The sequence below is a fragment of the Pseudomonas sp. GW460-12-10-14-TSB1 genome, assembly GCF_017349775.1.
GTDB lineage: Bacteria > Pseudomonadota > Gammaproteobacteria > Pseudomonadales > Pseudomonadaceae > Aquipseudomonas > Aquipseudomonas piscium.
Genome location: NZ_JACNAC010000046.1, coordinates 19,316 through 34,240 on the forward strand (window position 1 = coordinate 19,316; position 14,925 = coordinate 34,240).

Annotated in this window: 22 protein-coding genes; 13 read left to right on the forward strand and 9 right to left on the reverse strand. The window is 58.7% G+C overall.

Annotated elements, in window-relative coordinates; all coding sequences use genetic code 11:
• From J4D52_RS22590 to J4D52_RS22630, 9 genes are all read right to left on the reverse strand, one after another.
• Window positions 1-618 carry a DUF3164 family protein gene (locus J4D52_RS22590; RefSeq protein WP_102677684.1) on the reverse strand — a complete coding sequence of 206 codons (618 nt, stop codon included), beginning with the start codon at window positions 616-618 and terminating at the stop codon, window positions 1-3.
• A complete protein-coding gene (locus tag J4D52_RS22595; RefSeq protein ID WP_102677685.1) occupies window positions 611-817 on the reverse strand; it encodes a hypothetical protein in 207 nt (68 codons plus the stop codon). The genes J4D52_RS22590 and J4D52_RS22595 overlap by 8 nt, the downstream gene beginning before the upstream one ends.
• Window positions 814-1,131, reverse strand: a complete 318-nt coding sequence (locus J4D52_RS22600; protein WP_102677686.1) for a hypothetical protein — start codon at window positions 1,129-1,131, stop codon at window positions 814-816. The genes J4D52_RS22595 and J4D52_RS22600 overlap by 4 nt, the downstream gene beginning before the upstream one ends.
• Window position 1,132: 1 nt before the next feature.
• A complete protein-coding gene (locus J4D52_RS22605) occupies window positions 1,133-2,314 on the reverse strand; it encodes an ExeA family protein (RefSeq protein ID WP_102677687.1) in 1,182 nt (393 codons plus the stop codon).
• On the reverse strand, window positions 2,314-4,089 hold the full coding sequence (locus J4D52_RS22610; RefSeq protein WP_102677688.1) for a DDE-type integrase/transposase/recombinase: 1,776 nt from the start codon (window positions 4,087-4,089) through the stop codon (window positions 2,314-2,316). The genes J4D52_RS22605 and J4D52_RS22610 overlap by 1 nt, the downstream gene beginning before the upstream one ends.
• Window positions 4,090-4,092: 3 nt before the next feature.
• Window positions 4,093-5,028 (reverse strand): hypothetical protein, encoded by a 936-nt coding sequence (locus tag J4D52_RS22615; RefSeq protein WP_102677689.1) that lies wholly within the window; start codon window positions 5,026-5,028, stop codon window positions 4,093-4,095.
• Between the two features lie 10 nt (window positions 5,029-5,038).
• Window positions 5,039-5,341: a helix-turn-helix domain-containing protein gene (locus J4D52_RS22620; RefSeq protein ID WP_102677690.1), complete on the reverse strand. Its 303-nt coding sequence runs from the start codon at window positions 5,339-5,341 to the stop codon at window positions 5,039-5,041.
• Window positions 5,338-5,817, reverse strand: a complete 480-nt coding sequence (locus J4D52_RS22625) for a hypothetical protein (RefSeq protein WP_038632456.1) — start codon at window positions 5,815-5,817, stop codon at window positions 5,338-5,340. The genes J4D52_RS22620 and J4D52_RS22625 overlap by 4 nt, the downstream gene beginning before the upstream one ends.
• Before the next feature lie 388 nt (window positions 5,818-6,205).
• Window positions 6,206-6,418: a DNA-binding protein gene (locus J4D52_RS22630; RefSeq protein ID WP_028684123.1), complete on the reverse strand. Its 213-nt coding sequence runs from the start codon at window positions 6,416-6,418 to the stop codon at window positions 6,206-6,208.
• A gap of 85 nt (window positions 6,419-6,503) precedes the next feature.
• On the opposite strand from J4D52_RS22630, the gene J4D52_RS22635 reads away from it, so the two are divergent.
• The 13 genes from J4D52_RS22635 (at window position 6,504) to J4D52_RS22695 (ending at window position 14,925) form a co-directional block, all read left to right on the forward strand.
• Entirely contained in the window at window positions 6,504-6,920 is a 417-nt protein-coding gene (locus J4D52_RS22635) for a transcriptional regulator (RefSeq protein WP_028684124.1), read from the forward strand.
• 3 nt (window positions 6,921-6,923) lie between these two features.
• Window positions 6,924-7,514, forward strand: coding sequence for a hypothetical protein (locus tag J4D52_RS22640; RefSeq protein ID WP_102677692.1), 591 nt, complete (start codon window positions 6,924-6,926; stop codon window positions 7,512-7,514).
• Window positions 7,515-7,573: 59 nt separating this feature from the next.
• Window positions 7,574-7,990 carry a hypothetical protein gene (locus tag J4D52_RS22645; protein WP_146018009.1) on the forward strand — a complete coding sequence of 139 codons (417 nt, stop codon included), beginning with the start codon at window positions 7,574-7,576 and terminating at the stop codon, window positions 7,988-7,990.
• A 133-nt stretch (window positions 7,991-8,123) separates the two neighbouring features.
• Complete coding sequence (locus tag J4D52_RS22650) at window positions 8,124-8,591, forward strand: structural protein (RefSeq protein ID WP_102677694.1); 468 nt, start codon at window positions 8,124-8,126, stop codon at window positions 8,589-8,591.
• Window positions 8,588-8,827, forward strand: coding sequence for a hypothetical protein (locus J4D52_RS22655; RefSeq protein ID WP_102677695.1), 240 nt, complete (start codon window positions 8,588-8,590; stop codon window positions 8,825-8,827). Before J4D52_RS22650 ends, J4D52_RS22655 begins: the two co-directional genes overlap by 4 nt.
• Window positions 8,828-9,013: 186 nt before the next feature.
• A complete protein-coding gene (locus tag J4D52_RS22660; protein ID WP_102677696.1) occupies window positions 9,014-9,613 on the forward strand; it encodes a lysis protein in 600 nt (199 codons plus the stop codon).
• Window positions 9,614-9,619: 6 nt separating this feature from the next.
• Entirely contained in the window at window positions 9,620-9,838 is a 219-nt protein-coding gene (locus J4D52_RS22665) for a TraR/DksA C4-type zinc finger protein (RefSeq protein ID WP_102677697.1), read from the forward strand.
• Complete coding sequence (locus J4D52_RS22670; RefSeq protein WP_044463286.1) at window positions 9,835-10,140, forward strand: DUF2730 family protein; 306 nt, start codon at window positions 9,835-9,837, stop codon at window positions 10,138-10,140. Before J4D52_RS22665 ends, J4D52_RS22670 begins: the two co-directional genes overlap by 4 nt.
• Window positions 10,137-10,430, forward strand: coding sequence for a hypothetical protein (locus J4D52_RS22675; protein WP_028684132.1), 294 nt, complete (start codon window positions 10,137-10,139; stop codon window positions 10,428-10,430). The genes J4D52_RS22670 and J4D52_RS22675 overlap by 4 nt, the downstream gene beginning before the upstream one ends.
• A 1-nt stretch (window position 10,431) precedes the next feature.
• On the forward strand, window positions 10,432-10,980 hold the full coding sequence (locus tag J4D52_RS22680; RefSeq protein WP_102677698.1) for a phage protein Gp27 family protein: 549 nt from the start codon (window positions 10,432-10,434) through the stop codon (window positions 10,978-10,980).
• Entirely contained in the window at window positions 10,977-12,596 is a 1,620-nt protein-coding gene (locus J4D52_RS22685; RefSeq protein WP_102677699.1) for a hypothetical protein, read from the forward strand. The genes J4D52_RS22680 and J4D52_RS22685 overlap by 4 nt, the downstream gene beginning before the upstream one ends.
• A complete protein-coding gene (locus J4D52_RS22690; protein ID WP_102677700.1) occupies window positions 12,593-14,086 on the forward strand; it encodes a DUF935 family protein in 1,494 nt (497 codons plus the stop codon). The genes J4D52_RS22685 and J4D52_RS22690 overlap by 4 nt, the downstream gene beginning before the upstream one ends.
• Window positions 14,086-14,925: a phage minor head protein gene (locus tag J4D52_RS22695; protein ID WP_102677701.1), complete on the forward strand. Its 840-nt coding sequence runs from the start codon at window positions 14,086-14,088 to the stop codon at window positions 14,923-14,925. Before J4D52_RS22690 ends, J4D52_RS22695 begins: the two co-directional genes overlap by 1 nt.

The window sequence follows — 14,925 nt, forward strand, 5'->3', positions numbered from 1 at the left end:
TCACACCACCGCCAAGTCAAGAGGAATAGCCCGGTACTCATCAGTACCGTTCACCCGCTCGTAAACGCGGATGTACACGGCACTGCCAGATACCAGGATCGAGTCCTTCACAGCTTTCATCGCAGCCTTCCAGGTGTCGTCATCGATCTCCAAGCGCAGCAGATCAAGGACATCAGAGGTTTTGATCTGGCCATTACGGTTTGGGCTGAAGGTACGGTCTACGATGGCCAGCAAATGGTTGTCTGCGCCCTTGCTCCAGGTCTTGATGCAGGCGTACACCATGACCTTTGCCACTTCCATTTCCTCGGTGAAGGTCAGCCGGTCTGCGTGCGAACGCACAACCTTGTACTTACCGTCATAGGTGGCAATGGTCACGTTGCCTTTCTTGCCGCCCATCTGGACGCCGTAGCGTTCGCCCGCGATGCTGATCAGATCGGCGATGTCACCAAGCGATTTTTTCTTGAAGTTCTTCAGCGCCAGGTTCAGAACCTTGGCCGCTTCGGCAAGCTCACTCGCTACCTGGTCGCGTAGCTTGTCCTGCTCGCGCACCTGGTCAACCGGCACCAGGTGGCCGATGGCATTGCGGACAAAGCCTTCTGGAATGTTGATGTCAGGCATGAACGGTCTCCTTGCTGCTGGCTGAACCTTTGTTCAGTACCTGCATTTCATCGATACGGATGAAGCTGTTGAGGGTGTAACCACAGGACTCACAATCGACCACGACATCAATCAGGTTGGAGTCATGAGCAGCTGACTCTGCGGAGACCGTCAGTGGTACTCCGCATGTGTCGCAATGAAGATCGAGTTGATCGCTCATTGGCCCTGCTCCTTCACCAGGGAGTACCAGGCGACATCAACGCCGCGTACTGTCACGGTGTGGCAAGTGAACCGACCCTTAGACGAGCTGCGCATGCGCCGCAGCTCGTGCCCAAACCGCCGTGTAAGCAGCTCGACGCTGGACGGTTCGATAAAGATCTTGTTGTCGGCCAGCACCAGGTGCTTGATCTCAATGTCGGCCTGCCGGAAATCACGGGTCAGGTCGTTGAAGGCCGACAGCTTCGCAGGGAAGTCGTCAGCCAAGATGCTTGGCGGCAGTGCCGCTTGCACTCCGACCAGATACAGAGCGGCCATATCACACCCCCTTCACAACATCGGCGGTGATTATCGGCACGCCCAGTTGGGCGGCCAGATTCATCGCCGCGATCACCAGGTTGCCGATGGCCAACGGGTACAGCAGCGAAACCATCTCATCGCGACCGCCGCGCCGACTTGGCTGAGACAGGCGTTCAGCAATCGCCTGGATGCCGCTGGCATCAATGACCTCACCGAGTGCTTTGCCAGCGCGGCCAAAACGAAACGTCAGGAACTCTTCCAGACATTTGCCTTCAATTGGCTCCAGAGTGACCCGCTCGCAACGCTGTACGACCTCGCGCACATCGGCGTTGCGTGAGCTGAGTTTCGTATCCAGTTCAGGCTGGCCGATCATGATGATGCTGACGAGCTTGGTGAAGCCGACCTCCAGCTCAAGGATGCGTTTGAGGTGTTTGAGCGTCGAGATCGGCAGGCTGTGGGCTTCTTCGATAACCAGGCAATGCCGATAACCTGCGGCGTGCGATTCCTTCAGAGCCTTGTGCAATTGGGCGAAGCGCGCTTCTGGGCTGCTCTTGGGTTTGGCCAGTGGCGCAACGGCAGACATCATCGACTCGGCAATGTGGGTGCTTTTCAGAGCTTTACCCTTTGTTTCGCTGTCTTCGGATGCCAGAACATAGGGCTCGATGATGATCACCGGATCGCCGCCCTCGGTGATGCGGTTCCCCAAGTCGCGGCGCAGTGTGCTTTTACCTGCACCTGACTCACCAACGACAGCGAGGAATCCGCCGTGCCGCGCCGTCTGATACATGATCTCGCGAACATAGCGGATATCAGGGCTCACCCACATATCCTGAGCGCTCTGCAACTCGTCAAAGGGATCGCGGAACAGGCCAAAGGCTTTACGGGTATTTGGCTGTAGGGTCTGTTTTGGCAGTAACATAGGTTCGTCCTCCCCGGACGGCTCATTCACTTGGGCCGGATCTGCCGTGTTGGCGCACGGCAGATCCACTTCTTCAAAGGCGTTGGCGATATCGGCATCGTTGGCGCCAGCTTCGGTCAGGAACACACGAATGCGCCCCTGCAGTTCGTCGCTGTCCAGGCTGCGTGGCCATTGACCGTGGTTCAGCAGTTGGGCAACTGTGGCTTCGCTGAGACTCAGCGACTCGGCCAAGGCCGCCTGAGGACGGCCGACCCCCTGCAAAACTTGCTTCAGCTTCAACATCACTCACCTCCAACCGCAGCCAGGACCAGGCTGAACGGTTTGCGTGTGACCTCAACAGGTCGTTTCAGCTCAGCCTCAATGGCATCGAGCTGTTCTTGTGGTACTCCTTCCGGGTATTTCTGCTGCAGCCAGCTGAAGGATTCAGCGGACCAGAGGTTGGCCAAGCGCGGCCGCAACAGTTTCGCGGCCTCGACGTGGGTCAGCGGTGCATGCTCTACGGTCGGAGCGTTGACGTTCAGCGACGTACCACGACGCGGCATGTAAGTTGGCAACACGGTGTCGCTGACGTGTTTATGTGGATCGATCAGGCCGCTGAACGGCACGGCCTTGGCCTTGCGTGCAGCTTCGGCGTCGGCTTCGCTGGTGGTGCCGGTAGCGATCTGTTCCAGGACTTTGCGCGAGACCTGGGCAGGTGTCTCGGCGTGGCGCTTGTACTGCTCGCCAATGGTTGCTGAGGTCTCCGCGAACCCGAATTGGTCGATTCCGATCCGGTCGATTACGTGGAACTGTTCACGGCCGTCCTCACCGACCAGCACAGCGATGGCGGTGTCCTTGTCTCGCCAGCAGTTGCGAGTGATCAGCAGCTTTTCAGCGACCATCACACCGGGTACAGAGCTGACATCGAACTGAGCGCCCCGGAACGAAACCCGCAACAGGTTGCTGACAGTGCGGTATTCCGGTGTGCTGACCGCCAGCTCACGGCAGACCTCAACGCTTGGCGCCAGGCGCAGCTGGTCCTGCTTGATCAACTGCCACACGCCGTATCGGGTACGTCGGGTACGGGTGTGAATCGCAGTCGCGTTGTAGTAACGCATCCACTGTCCGGCCCAGGCGTTGATTTGCTCCAGGCTGTTCGCAGCCTGGAACTTCAGCGCGCTCTCAAACTCACGCTCAACGATGTTGTGCGCCTGTTCGACCTGGCCCTTGGCCCGTGCATTGCCAACCTGGTTAATGATCAAATCGATGGACATGGCCCGACACAGATTGCGGAAGATGCCGCTGGTCATCGCCGCGCCAGGGTCAGTCATCAGCATCCAGGGCACGCCGTGAAACGGGTCTGATTCGTGGCGTTTCTGCATCGCGTTGATTAGCACGGTGCACAGGTTCTCGGCCGACTCAGCGCCCAGCACGTACTCCAGGTACAAGGTGCCGCTGGTGTGATCGGTGATCACGTAGCGCCACAGGCGTTGGCGCTCGATCTTCTTCAGGTTGCCGGGCTTGCCGTCATAGAACTCGGCTTTATTCATTGCCCGCGCCCCGTCATCCGCCAGATAGAACTGCGTCGAGATCGATGCGTCTATTTGCCAAACATGGTTTGGGTGATTGCTGGCAAGCGATACTGCCGGAGCGTCGTGCAGCAGCTGCTCAGGATGCAGCTTGTAACCTTTCAGGGCGCGACTGATTGCCCCGCTGGTCAGCGGGCGAAACAAGCCGGTCGCTTCATCAGCCCGACCTGCCATGATCAGCCCATTGCTGCGCAGACGTTCAACGGCACGCTCAATGGTGGACAGCTGTTTATTGTTGGCACGGATCGATTCCAGCAACACAGCCGAAATCAATCGGGCTTCATCCAGGGGTAAAGCGCTGTTACCCGCATCGCTTCGGCGCTTACGTGGAGCTGCCACTCTGACCTCCTTCAGCTTGCGCTGAAGTGTTTGGATGGAAACACCCAGCTCTGCCGCGCCCGCCTGGTAGACGGCAGTACGCTGACCGTGCGGGGCGTTGTCCGCTCGCTGGGCGATCTGGGCTAGTTGCTGGATCTGTACCGGGTTCATGGATTACGCCTCGGCCGTGTTCAGCCAAACCGGGGCACCGGCATCATCCGCTTGCTCTGGCAAATGGAACTCGCTGCGGACTGCTGCAAGGGTGATTTCGAGCTGACGAATCAAGCCGGCTTTAAAGGTACGGTGGTCTTCGCCGCTCTCGGCTGCATGCTCTTCCAGCTTGGCGAAGCCTTCGCGCAGTGAACCGAGGATATTCGCTTCCGCCTCATAGGCGACCGCTGCGACTTCCTGACGGAGTTCTTTCGCGACTTCATTCGCAGGCATGGACTGGAGACGCTTGCGGGTCTTCTCCAGCTCCAGCTTGGTCTTATCCAGCTCGGTGGTTTTCCTCGCCATGACTTCGCTCTGCGCTTCGTAGTCGGCGTTGGTTTCGTCGAGACGCTGGGTCAGCTCTTCTTTTTCCTTGGCATGCTTGGCGATGATCTCTTCTGCGAGATCAACGAAGGCATCCTTGTCGCCGCTCTTGGCGACTTCGATCAGAGCTGTTTTTTGGTCTTCCGGCAGGCGGCGGTATTGGCGCATTTCGCGGTAGCCGATGCCCATGCGGGACATGGAATCTAGGGCTTCTTCGCCAAACTGGCGAAGGTTATTGATGTCCTCGTTTACCTTTGGTGCAGAGGTTCCCAACAAGCTGCAAAACTCCTCCCATGTACCGCTCAAACCGCGACCGTCGCGGTCGTGCATCCCTGCCAACCCCCGGTACAGCTTGGTTTCCTTCACATATGCCATCTTTGAAACCGCGACCGTCGCGGTGAACTTGCCCATCGCGTCAGCCATTTGTGCTTGGCCGAGAAGCTGGTTCACAAGGTCACGCTCTTCGCTGTGCGCGGTTTGCATGTTCGCCATGGCGTTCTGATTCGCTGTAAGCATTTCGCTATCCAGCGCGGGCAGTTCGACTGTCTCTACAGGTTGGGTCTTGGTGCGGGCCATAGTGTTCTCCTTAGTTCATCGATCCAGCGGCAATACGCTGGGTGATTTCCTGCATGCGGTTGGTCAGCCGGGCCATATGCTCGGCATGGGCCTGGGCGATCTGCAGCACGCCCACGGAATGAGCGAAGCGGCCGTTGTCCAGCTTCACCGCAAGACCTTCTTCAATCAGGGTCTGCATGGCTCGGGTGATGTTGCTGGGGCTGTCCTGGGTGAGATGGGCCAGCTCGGTGTTGCTAAGGCCGGTCACGGTGTGGCCCTTCAAGGCCTTGAGCACACGCAACACCCGTGCGGCGGCTGAGACGGTGCGGCTCATGGCTGTCCCTCCAGTTCAAGCTGTGGTTGCTGGGTTTGGCTGACATTGCCTCGGTGCCATGCAAGCCCCTCCATTGCGGCCTGGATGGCTGCAAGGGTTTCTTCGGCTTCGCAGCTCTTCGAGTAGAACGCGAGCAACCTGCCGGCTGCTGTGGTGAGAAGCTCCTGTAGCGCCTGCGTATCCTGGGCGGTGCAATGCCGGCCGGTAGGTACATCAATGGTCAAGCGACCTGCACTGGCAGCGATCCAGCGGGTGACGTAATCGCAACCGCAAGCCCGCTCATAGGGGCGGATCAGGTTGGCCGGCATACGGCCTGTCTGCAGCCACTTGTAAACAGACCAGTGATCTGCGACGCCCATCTCATCGGCGATACGCTCGACACCCTTGTTGTGCGCGTCTTTGGCGAAGTCCTTGCACAGCTCCAGCGCATGACGCAACGAGGTCGGTTGAATGCTTTTCCATCGACGGCGGCTCATTGGAAAGACCTTTCTGAAACGCACTCCAAACAATCTGAACTTTTGCAGCTATGCAAAGTGATTGCGCTGGGTGCAATGTTTTCGGGTACATTCCCCAACATGGACATGAGAAATGACCGACCGTATCGAGAGGCTTGAGGCACAGGTGAATGCATTGGCACAGGGCTGGTTACGCCTTGCTGCCGCTCTTGAAGTTCAAGGGCTCGTTTCACCTGAGGGCATAGATCAGGCGCTGCTGTCGGTTCGGTGGCCTGGGCAACCCATAGAGGTTGAGGCAACCAGGACGCTGGCATGGCTGACCGATCAGTTGGCCGAAGCACGGAGCGCACGACGATCTGCGGCGTCTCAAGCACCAGAAGGTTGGTACGGAACTGCTGTGAGGTAGCCATTACGCTGCCAACGCTGCGGATGGCTTGAGGCCGAGCTTCACCGCAATATCATGGGCCTTGCCGTAATTGGCTTTGGCCTGGCCATTGAGGACGCGGTACACCTCGTTGCGGGTGTAACCGTTTTCACGAGCCCATTGAGTGAAGGTTTTGCCGACGCGGCGGAAGTTTTCTTTCACCTGGTCGGCGGTGAGGGCTTTGGCATGGGTGGCCATGGTGGTGGCTCCTGTGATGCAAAGATAATTGGTTTATGTGGCAATTATGATGGTATGCAAAAAGATACCTGTCAAGTGGTGAGTGATGCTTTTGAATATCGGTGAGCGCCTTAGGGAAGAGCGTGAGCGGCTGGGTTTTAGCCAGTCCGCAATTGGGGCTATCGGAGGTGTCAAGAAGCTTGCTCAGCTCAAGTACGAGCAGGGTGAGCGGTATCCCGGTGCGGATTACCTTGCTGCGGTCGCGAAAGTTGGTATCGACACGTTGTATATCGTTACAGGCGAACGCTCTGTAGGTTCGCTTACAGCAGATGAAACAGAGCTGCTTGAGAAATTCAGGTCTGCTCCGGTGGCTGTTAAGGCTGCAGCTATTGCGGCTGTCACTGCGGGCTCTGCCCCAGCAAAACAAACGTTCCATGGGGCGGTGGGCCAGGCTGTGGCTGGCAATATCACCAATAAGTCAGGCGTTACCTTCAATGTTGGGGATGTGAAATCCAAGGAGTAACCCATGAGCCAGGACTTTCATGGTGAAGTAGGCCAAGCGGCTGGGGGCGATATCAACAACTACGGTGTCAGCATCAACCTCGTGGATAAGACTGAGCCCCGAGTTTTGGTGTTTGCCCAGCGTAAAGAACTGCATGAATTGCGGGCGAAGTGTGAAGAACTTGGGGATGACCCTCGTGATGTTTGGCGTAGAGTTCACGCTCAACTCGGGGTAACTACGATTAGCGAGATAACCGCTGAGCAGTTCGTGGATGCGCGAAATGTAATGCAAGCAAGATTGGAGTTCCTGCAAGAAGAGGCAGATAAACGCCGTTTAGTCGGCAAGGTGCTGCGAGCGGTAGCTGAAAAAGATGCCAAGACCGAGATGAACACTTTTTGTGATTTGAACTTTGGTCGCACTCAGCTCAATAACCTTCAAAAGCCTCAGCTCCAGAAGACACTAGAATTTGTACTGAGCTTTAAACCGGATGTACAAGCCGTACCGCTAGTGCCTGATGCTAGCCCGCTGACATTTCGGGAGTTTTTGATGCTGAACCGGCAGAATGCTGCAGGGTTGTTTTGCCTAGGTCTGCTCATTGGTGGGATTCTGTTCTAGCTGAGAAATATGGTGGCGGTTGCTTGATCACTTCAGGCTATTAAATAGGGAGATTAACTTTGAAATTTGTATTTTTTATTCTCGCTTCACTGTGTTCCGTGGCGGCAAGCGCGGAGACTATTGCGGAAAAGCTCACAACACTAAGCCTAGATAAAACGGTTAAAAGCAGCTCTCCAGAGGTGGAGCGCACCCAGGCTGCACTTACGAGAGGCCTAACCGTATGCAATGTCGAGAATGAGGAGAAACTCGCCAATATCGCCTGGTTCATTACCAAGAAAATTCGAGCTGAAGGCCGTTACGCAGAGGCTACTGATGTAATCGAAGGAGCCAATGCTGTACTTCTTGGCGTCAAGACCAAGCAGGATTGTTCTGAACTGCTGTCTCTGTACGCGGTGAATCGTATTCAAGGAAGTACACATTCGGATGCTGTTGCCGGTGCCCGAGGACTCTACCGCGCAACTGGCGTTGTTGACTGATTACACAGAGAGGTTTCTGTATTAGCCATCTCTTTAAACTCGATTAAAAGCCTTCCTGTACCACGCCGCCGATCATGGCGGCGTGTGTATTTCTGGCGTCCGAAAAGTACGGCGCCATTACAGGAGGCGTCCGATGCGACCCGAAACCCCTCGCGGCATCCGCAACTTCAACCCCGGCAATATCCGCCATGTAAAGGGCACCCGCTGGCAAGGCATGTCGGCGAACCAGAATGACACTGCATTCGTCCAGTTCATTGGCCCCCAGTGGGGCATCCGAGCCCTGGCTCGCACCCTGATCACCTACCAGGACAAGCATGGCTTGCGCGCTGTCCGCGCAATTATCGGGCGCTGGGCACCACCGAACGAGAACAACACCGAGAGCTATATCCGTCAGGTTGCTGGCCGCCTTGGCGTGTCACCTGAAGAGCGTATCGACGTGTACGACTACCGGACCATGCGCGCGCTCGCAGAAGCGATCATTCGCCACGAAAACGGCGCCGGCCTTCTCCCCGAGGGCAACTGGTACGGCGAAGCGCTGATCAATGAAGGCTTGCACCTGGCCGGCATTGTCCCCGACGCCTATCACGGGGAGCCCGCATGAAGCTGATCGACAACTGCCATTGCTGCTGGAAGCTTCACAGCGTCCAGCTGGCCATCGTCATTGCGCTGCTCGGTCTCGCCCAGGCCACCATCCTGCCAATGTGGCAAGCGCAACTCTCTTCATCGACCTATGCGGCCCTCAACAGCGGCTTGGCTGTTCTGCTGTTCATTGCTCGCCTGGTCAAGCAAGGCCCTCCTGACCAGGCCGAGCAATCAGACCAGGAGGTTCATTCATGAGACTGAACCTCTTTGGTCGGGCCTTCGCTGCGCTGCTGGCGGGGCTCGCGGGTGTTTGTCGTTGGCCCACTCCAAGCACTGCTGCTGGCACTTGGATCAGGTCTAGCGTCATGCCCCTCTATCGCCACGGCAAGACCGACAACCGTGCCCGTAAGTCCCGATCCCGCTACCGCATGAGGCAGCGCCATGGTGCTTGAACGGTTGCCTACAGGACTCCTTGTCGCCGGCCTGGCCTGTGTGATCAGCGCAGCGGCTGCCGGCTCAATCGCCTACGGCTTCGGCTTTCGGTACGCCGAAGCCCTGGGCAATTCCAACCTGCAGACATTCAAGGCCACGCAGGCAGTACAGGCCGGGGCGGCGGAAAAGGAAAACCGTCTGCAGCTGCTGCAGCAGGTCACCCGTGCCAACGAGGCCGAGGCCTTGCTGCTCACTACCCTCGACCGACACGCCGAAGAGAAACGCCAGCTCCAGGAGCGAATCGCACATGTTACGACCCAATACATTCCGGCGCCTGGCGCTGTCGCTAAGCCTATCCCTCGTTGCGTGTTCACTGCTGGTTGGTTGCGCGACTTCAACACCGCCCTCGGTGTGCCCGCCCCAGGACCGGGCGCCACTGTCACCGCTGCTGAAAAAGCGGCCTGGCCCGCCACCGGCTCTGAAGCCGAACTACTGGAAAGCGGCGTCACTCCCGCCGACATCCTTGCCCACGCCCAGGACTACGGCCTGTGGGCCCGATCCATCCTCGCCCAATTCAATGCCTTGCTTGATCTCCAGGAAAAGGACTGACGCCCTATGGATGTAGCTGAACCCGCTACAGATGACGACATCAGCGATGCGCAATTGCGCGTGCGTAACAGCGACCTTCGACGAGGCTCCGGCCGGTCGGCCTCACGTTGCGAGGAATGCGGTGACGCCATTCCTGAAGATCAACGCCAGGACAACCCTGGTATCGAACATTGCTTTGACTGCATAGACGCCTTGGAACACTTGGCCACACGGGGTTTTGAATGAATCTGAACGAACTCAACTTCGGTTTCCAGACCGTGCAATGGCTGGTCCTGGCTGTACTCGGTATCTACACCTGGATGATCAAACGAGATGCCGCCAGCGCCCAGGAACTGCTGGAGCTTCGCACGCGCATCGTCGCCCTGGAAGAACACGTCCGGCACCTGCCTGACCAGACCGCCGTCACCGATCTGCTGGGCGACATGAAGGCGGTACGGGCCGAACTGTCGGGGGTCAAGGAAGCGCTTGGCCCTTTGGCCCGTTCGCTGGACCGGATCAATGATTATTTGCTGCGAGAAAAGATATGACCGAATTCGCCTCCTTCCTGCGTGAAGACTATCGCCTGGTGATTCTGCGCCTGCTGGCCGAAACGACCGGCTACCGTGCCAACAGCTCGGTGCTGAACATGGCCCTGGACAGATTCGGCCACACCCTCAGCCGCGACCAGGTGAAGACCGAACTGCACTGGCTGGCCGAACAAGGCGCGGTGACTGTTTCTGATGTTGGCCCGGTACTGGTGGCCACGCTGACCGAGCGTGGCCAGGACATCGCTGCAGGCCGCGCCCGCGTCCCTGGCATCAAACGGCCGGGGGCATAACATGGCCGGTAAATCATCCATCAATCGGTTGCCGCCGATGGTCAAGGCGTACATCCAGAAGCTATTGCGTGAAGACCGCATGACCCTGGATGACATGCTTGCCGACATCCAGTCGCGCTTTCCCAACGAGAAAGCCCCCAGCCGCAGCGCGCTGGGGCGCTTCAAGCAAGGCTTCGAACTGCTGACCGAGAAGACCCGCCAGCACCGCGAGCAGGCCGAAGCCTTCGTGGGTGCCTTCGGTGAGGACGCATCCGACAAGACCGGCGCTTTGCTGGTCGAGGCGATATCGACCCTGGCTTACCAGGCCGCGATGGGCGCCCATGAAAAAGATGATGTCACCACCAAGGAGGTAGCCGAGCTGGCGCGGGCGGCGAAGAACACTATGCAGGCCCGGACCCTGAGCATCAAAGAGCGCCAGGCTATCGAGAAAGCTGCGCGTGATCGTCTGCTCCAGGAACAAGACGCGGAGTTGGCCAAGAGCGTACAGGCCGGAGGTATCAGCGAAGAGCAGGCCCTGTTCTGGCGCGAGAAATTCCTGGGGGTCAAATGAGCGCACCAGCGGTCAAACCCTCGTCCAGCACATTGCGCGTTGTTGAATGGGACGAGTTGCCGCCAAGCGTCAAGCAGATCCCCGCCGGCTACAACCCGATTGCGGATGGCATCCTCATGGCGCACCAGGTCAACTGGTTGCGCATTCAGGCTCAAATCAAGCTCTGTGAAAAAGGTCGTCGGACTGGCATCACGTTTGCCGAAGCCCTGGACTCGGTGATCACTGCCGCGTCACGCAAGGCTGCTGGCGGTATGGACGTGTTCTATGTCGGTGACACCAAGGAAAAAGGCCTGGAGTTCATAGGCTACTGCGCCAAGTTCAGCCGGGTGATGGCCGAGGCCCAGGCTTCGGGCGTCAGCGAAATCGAAGAGTTCCTGTTTGAAGACCAGGACGACTCAGGCAACACCCGCCAGATCAACGCCTACCGCATTCGCTACGCCTCCGGCTTCAAGATCGTCGCACTGTCCAGCAACCCGGCCAACCTGCGCGGCCTGCAGGGCAAGGTGATCATCGACGAGGCGGCCTATCACCGAAATGTGTCGGCTGTGCTCGATGCCGCTACCGCGTTGCTGATCTGGGGCGGTCGCATCGTCATCATCAGTACCCACAATGGCAAGTCCAACCCCTTTAACCAGATGATCGCCGACATTCAGGAAGGCCGGTACGGTGACGCCGCCTTGGTCTACAAGGCCACCTTCGATGATGCAGTAGCCAACGGGCTCTATGAGCGGCGTTGCATGATGCGTGGCGAGGAAGCCACGCCAGAAGGCAAGGAAGCCTGGTACAAGGGCATTCGCAATGCCTATGGCCCACGCAGAGCGCAGATGCGCGAAGAGCTGGACGCGATCCCACGCGATGGCAACGGCGTGTGTATTCCTGGTGTGTGGATCGAGGACGCCATGCGTCCAGATCGGGAGGTCCTGCGCCTGGCCTTGGACGATGGTTTTACGCTGCAGTCAGTAGGCCGCCGTGAAGCGTATGTCGAAGACTGGATTGAGCGCTATCTCGCACCGTTGGTCCAGGATCTGACGCCTGAGCTGCGGCACTACCTGGGCATGGACTATGCCCGACACCGTGACTTCTCAATCATCTGCCCGATGTCCGTCGACCAGGCACGGCATCGCGACGTGCCATTTGTAGTGGAAATGCACAAGGTGCCAACCCGGCAACAGCAGCAGATTCTGTTCTACATCCTGCGCCGACTGCCACGCTTTGCCGGTGCTGCACTGGATGCCACTGGCAATGGCGAGACCATGGCCGAAGACACCGCCGACGAGTTCGGTCATGACCGCATTCAGCAGGTAAAACTCAGTCGCGGCTGGTACGGCGCCTGGATGCCCAAGTTCATCCAGCTCTATGAAGACGGCACTATCACGATGCCCAAGGATGATTCTCTGCAGCAGGACGTGCGGTCCATTGAAACCGTAGACGGCATTCCAATGGTCATGAAGGCCCGCTCGCAAGACCTTAAAGACCCGGACCTATATCGCCATGGCGACTTTGCGGGGGCCGGTGTTCTGGCCAACTTCGCCACCCTGGATATGGTCTCGGGACCTGTCGTTGTTAAATCTCGTCGCCCGCGTCAGGGCACCCGCATGACTCTGGGGTTCGCATGAACAAGAAAGGTGTGTGGGTCACTCCCACAGAATTCGTCAACTTCGCCGAGCCTAAGCACAAGGGGCTGACCGAGCATATCGCCAGCCGTGCGCGCAGCTTCGATGCCCAGGCGCTGGGTATGTATCTGCCCAACCCCGACCCGATCCTCAAGGCCCAGGGCAAGGACATCACTGTCTATCGGGATCTGCGCAGCTCGGCCCTGGTCGGCGGCAACATCCGCCGTCGCAAGTCGTCAGTCCTCGCCCTGGAGCGCGACTTGAAGCGCGGCAATGCCCCCGTGCGGGTTGAGCGCTTTATACGCGATTGGCTGACCGACCTCGATCTCGACCGGATCATTCGCGAGATGCTGGATGCGTCGTTGTACGGGTTCCAACCCATTGAACTGATGTTGCGTCCGCTCGGGTTGAACATCGTCCCGGAGGATCTGCTGGGCAAGCCGGCCGAGTGGTTCCTCTACGACCAGGAGAACAACCTGCGCTTCCGTGCCCGCGATGCCGGCTTGACTGGTGAGCTGTGCGACCCGCAACGCTTTGTCGTGGCCCGCCAGGATGCGACCTACAACAACCCGTATGGCTTCGCTGATCTGTCCATGTGCTTCTGGCCGGTGATCTTCATGAAAGGCGGCCTGAAGTTCTGGGTCCAGTTCACCGAGAAGTACGGTTCGCCCTGGGTGATTGGCAAGCACCCCCGCGGTGCCAGCACAGGGGAAACCGATCTGCTGCTCGACAGCCTTGAGGCGATGGTCCAGGACGCTGTTGCCGCTATCCCGAATGATTCCAGCGTCGAGATCATTGAGGCCGCTGGCAAGGCCGGCAGCGCCGAGGTTTACCGCGAGCTGCTGGTTTACTGCCGCAGTGAGATCAACGTCGGGCTGTTGGGGCAGAACCAAACCACCGAAGCCAACAGCAACAGGGCCAGCGCAACGGCAGGCCTGGAGGTCACCAAGGACATCCGCGACGGCGACAAAGGCATTGTTGCCGCGACTATGAACGCGGTCATTCGCCGTGTCGTCGATCTGAACTTCGGCGAGAACGTTGCTGCGCCGCTGTACGAGCTGTGGGAACAAGAAGAGATCGACAAGACCCAGGCCGACCGCGACAAGTCGCTGACCGACTCCGGGGTGAAGTTCACATCGCAATACTGGATGCGTACCTACCACCTGCAGGAGGGCGACCTGGACGAGACCCCGACGCCGGCTGAATCATCGGAGTTTGCCGAGTCGACCCTGAAGCCCATTCTCGACCAGGTAGCGCTTGATCAGGCCATCAACAGCCTTCCTGCCGAGCTGCTGCAGGAGCAGAGCGAACAGGCCGTTGCCTCTCTGATCGAGACACTGTTGCGCGCTCGCAACGATACCGAGGCGCTTGGCCTGTTGGCCGAAGCCTACCCGACGATGGATGACCAGGCGCTGCAGGAGAACCTCACACGCCTGTTGTTCATGGCCAACCTGTGGGGCCGCCTGAATGCCAATGCGGATCGGGAGGACTGATGGCGACCACCACGAAGGCCCCGAACCCGGCCGACCTCAAGGCCGTCTTCGGCATGGAGCCCAAAAACGCTGTGGTCTACCTGAAGTCCAAGGGCTACGCGATCACCTGGAACTGGCAGGAAATGCTCGACCAGGCGCACGACCAATCCTTCACCGTGGCCAAGGCTATGCGCCTCGATCTGTTGTCGGACATTCGCGGCGCCCTGGAAACCGCACTGCAGGAAGGCCAGACCCTCAAGCAGTTCATCGCAGATCTGCAGCCCGTCCTGGAGTCGCAAGGTTGGTGGGGACAGCAAGTCATTGTCGACAGTGAAGGCGTCGGCGAGCTGGTCCAGCTGGGCAGTCCGCGCCGTCTCAAGACGATCTATCAGACCAACCTGCAGAGCGCTTACATGGCCGGCCGCAAGGCCGAGATGGAACAGACCTCCGAGACCCATCCGTACTGGATGTATGTGGCCATCCTGGACGGCAAGACCCGGCCGAGTCACCGGGCACTGCATGGCCAGGTGTTTCGCCACGATGACCCGATCTGGTCGGCGATCTACCCACCGAACGGGTTCAACTGCCGTTGCCGTGTTGTCGCGCTGAGCGAGGCCGCAGTGAAACGCCGAGGTCTGAAGGTCGTGTCGAGCGAAGGACGTATGTTCACCGAGACCGTGGAAACCGGCACCGACAAACGCACCGGCGAGATCCGCACCGCACCCGTCACCGGCATTCGCACAACAGACGCCGCTGGCAAGGCCATCACCTTCCGCACCGACCCCGGATTCAATCACGCACCAGGTACTGGCCTGGCTGACATGCTTAAACGCAAACAGGCAGCCGCCCAGGAGGTTTGA

Excerpts from the sequence above, each read along its gene's own strand:
- J4D52_RS22590 (WP_102677684.1), bottom strand. The coding sequence starts at position 618 with ATGCCTGACATCAACATTCCAGAAGGCTTTGTCCGCAATGCCATCGGC.
- J4D52_RS22595 (WP_102677685.1), bottom strand. The coding sequence starts at position 817 with ATGAGCGATCAACTCGATCTTCATTGCGACACATGCGGAGTACCACTG.
- J4D52_RS22600 (WP_102677686.1), bottom strand. The coding sequence starts at position 1,131 with ATGGCCGCTCTGTATCTGGTCGGAGTGCAAGCGGCACTGCCGCCAAGC.
- J4D52_RS22605 (WP_102677687.1), bottom strand. The coding sequence starts at position 2,314 with ATGTTGAAGCTGAAGCAAGTTTTGCAGGGGGTCGGCCGTCCTCAGGCG.
- J4D52_RS22610 (WP_102677688.1), bottom strand. The coding sequence starts at position 4,089 with ATGAACCCGGTACAGATCCAGCAACTAGCCCAGATCGCCCAGCGAGCG.
- J4D52_RS22615 (WP_102677689.1), bottom strand. The coding sequence starts at position 5,028 with ATGGCCCGCACCAAGACCCAACCTGTAGAGACAGTCGAACTGCCCGCG.
- J4D52_RS22620 (WP_102677690.1), bottom strand. The coding sequence starts at position 5,341 with ATGAGCCGCACCGTCTCAGCCGCCGCACGGGTGTTGCGTGTGCTCAAG.
- J4D52_RS22625 (WP_038632456.1), bottom strand. The coding sequence starts at position 5,817 with ATGAGCCGCCGTCGATGGAAAAGCATTCAACCGACCTCGTTGCGTCAT.
- J4D52_RS22630 (WP_028684123.1), bottom strand. The coding sequence starts at position 6,418 with ATGGCCACCCATGCCAAAGCCCTCACCGCCGACCAGGTGAAAGAAAAC.
- J4D52_RS22635 (WP_028684124.1), top strand. The coding sequence starts at position 6,504 with ATGCTTTTGAATATCGGTGAGCGCCTTAGGGAAGAGCGTGAGCGGCTG.
- J4D52_RS22640 (WP_102677692.1), top strand. The coding sequence starts at position 6,924 with ATGAGCCAGGACTTTCATGGTGAAGTAGGCCAAGCGGCTGGGGGCGAT.
- J4D52_RS22650 (WP_102677694.1), top strand. The coding sequence starts at position 8,124 with ATGCGACCCGAAACCCCTCGCGGCATCCGCAACTTCAACCCCGGCAAT.
- J4D52_RS22655 (WP_102677695.1), top strand. The coding sequence starts at position 8,588 with ATGAAGCTGATCGACAACTGCCATTGCTGCTGGAAGCTTCACAGCGTC.
- J4D52_RS22660 (WP_102677696.1), top strand. The coding sequence starts at position 9,014 with ATGGTGCTTGAACGGTTGCCTACAGGACTCCTTGTCGCCGGCCTGGCC.
- J4D52_RS22665 (WP_102677697.1), top strand. The coding sequence starts at position 9,620 with ATGGATGTAGCTGAACCCGCTACAGATGACGACATCAGCGATGCGCAA.
- J4D52_RS22670 (WP_044463286.1), top strand. The coding sequence starts at position 9,835 with ATGAATCTGAACGAACTCAACTTCGGTTTCCAGACCGTGCAATGGCTG.
- J4D52_RS22675 (WP_028684132.1), top strand. The coding sequence starts at position 10,137 with ATGACCGAATTCGCCTCCTTCCTGCGTGAAGACTATCGCCTGGTGATT.
- J4D52_RS22680 (WP_102677698.1), top strand. The coding sequence starts at position 10,432 with ATGGCCGGTAAATCATCCATCAATCGGTTGCCGCCGATGGTCAAGGCG.
- J4D52_RS22685 (WP_102677699.1), top strand. The coding sequence starts at position 10,977 with ATGAGCGCACCAGCGGTCAAACCCTCGTCCAGCACATTGCGCGTTGTT.
- J4D52_RS22690 (WP_102677700.1), top strand. The coding sequence starts at position 12,593 with ATGAACAAGAAAGGTGTGTGGGTCACTCCCACAGAATTCGTCAACTTC.
- J4D52_RS22695 (WP_102677701.1), top strand. The coding sequence starts at position 14,086 with ATGGCGACCACCACGAAGGCCCCGAACCCGGCCGACCTCAAGGCCGTC.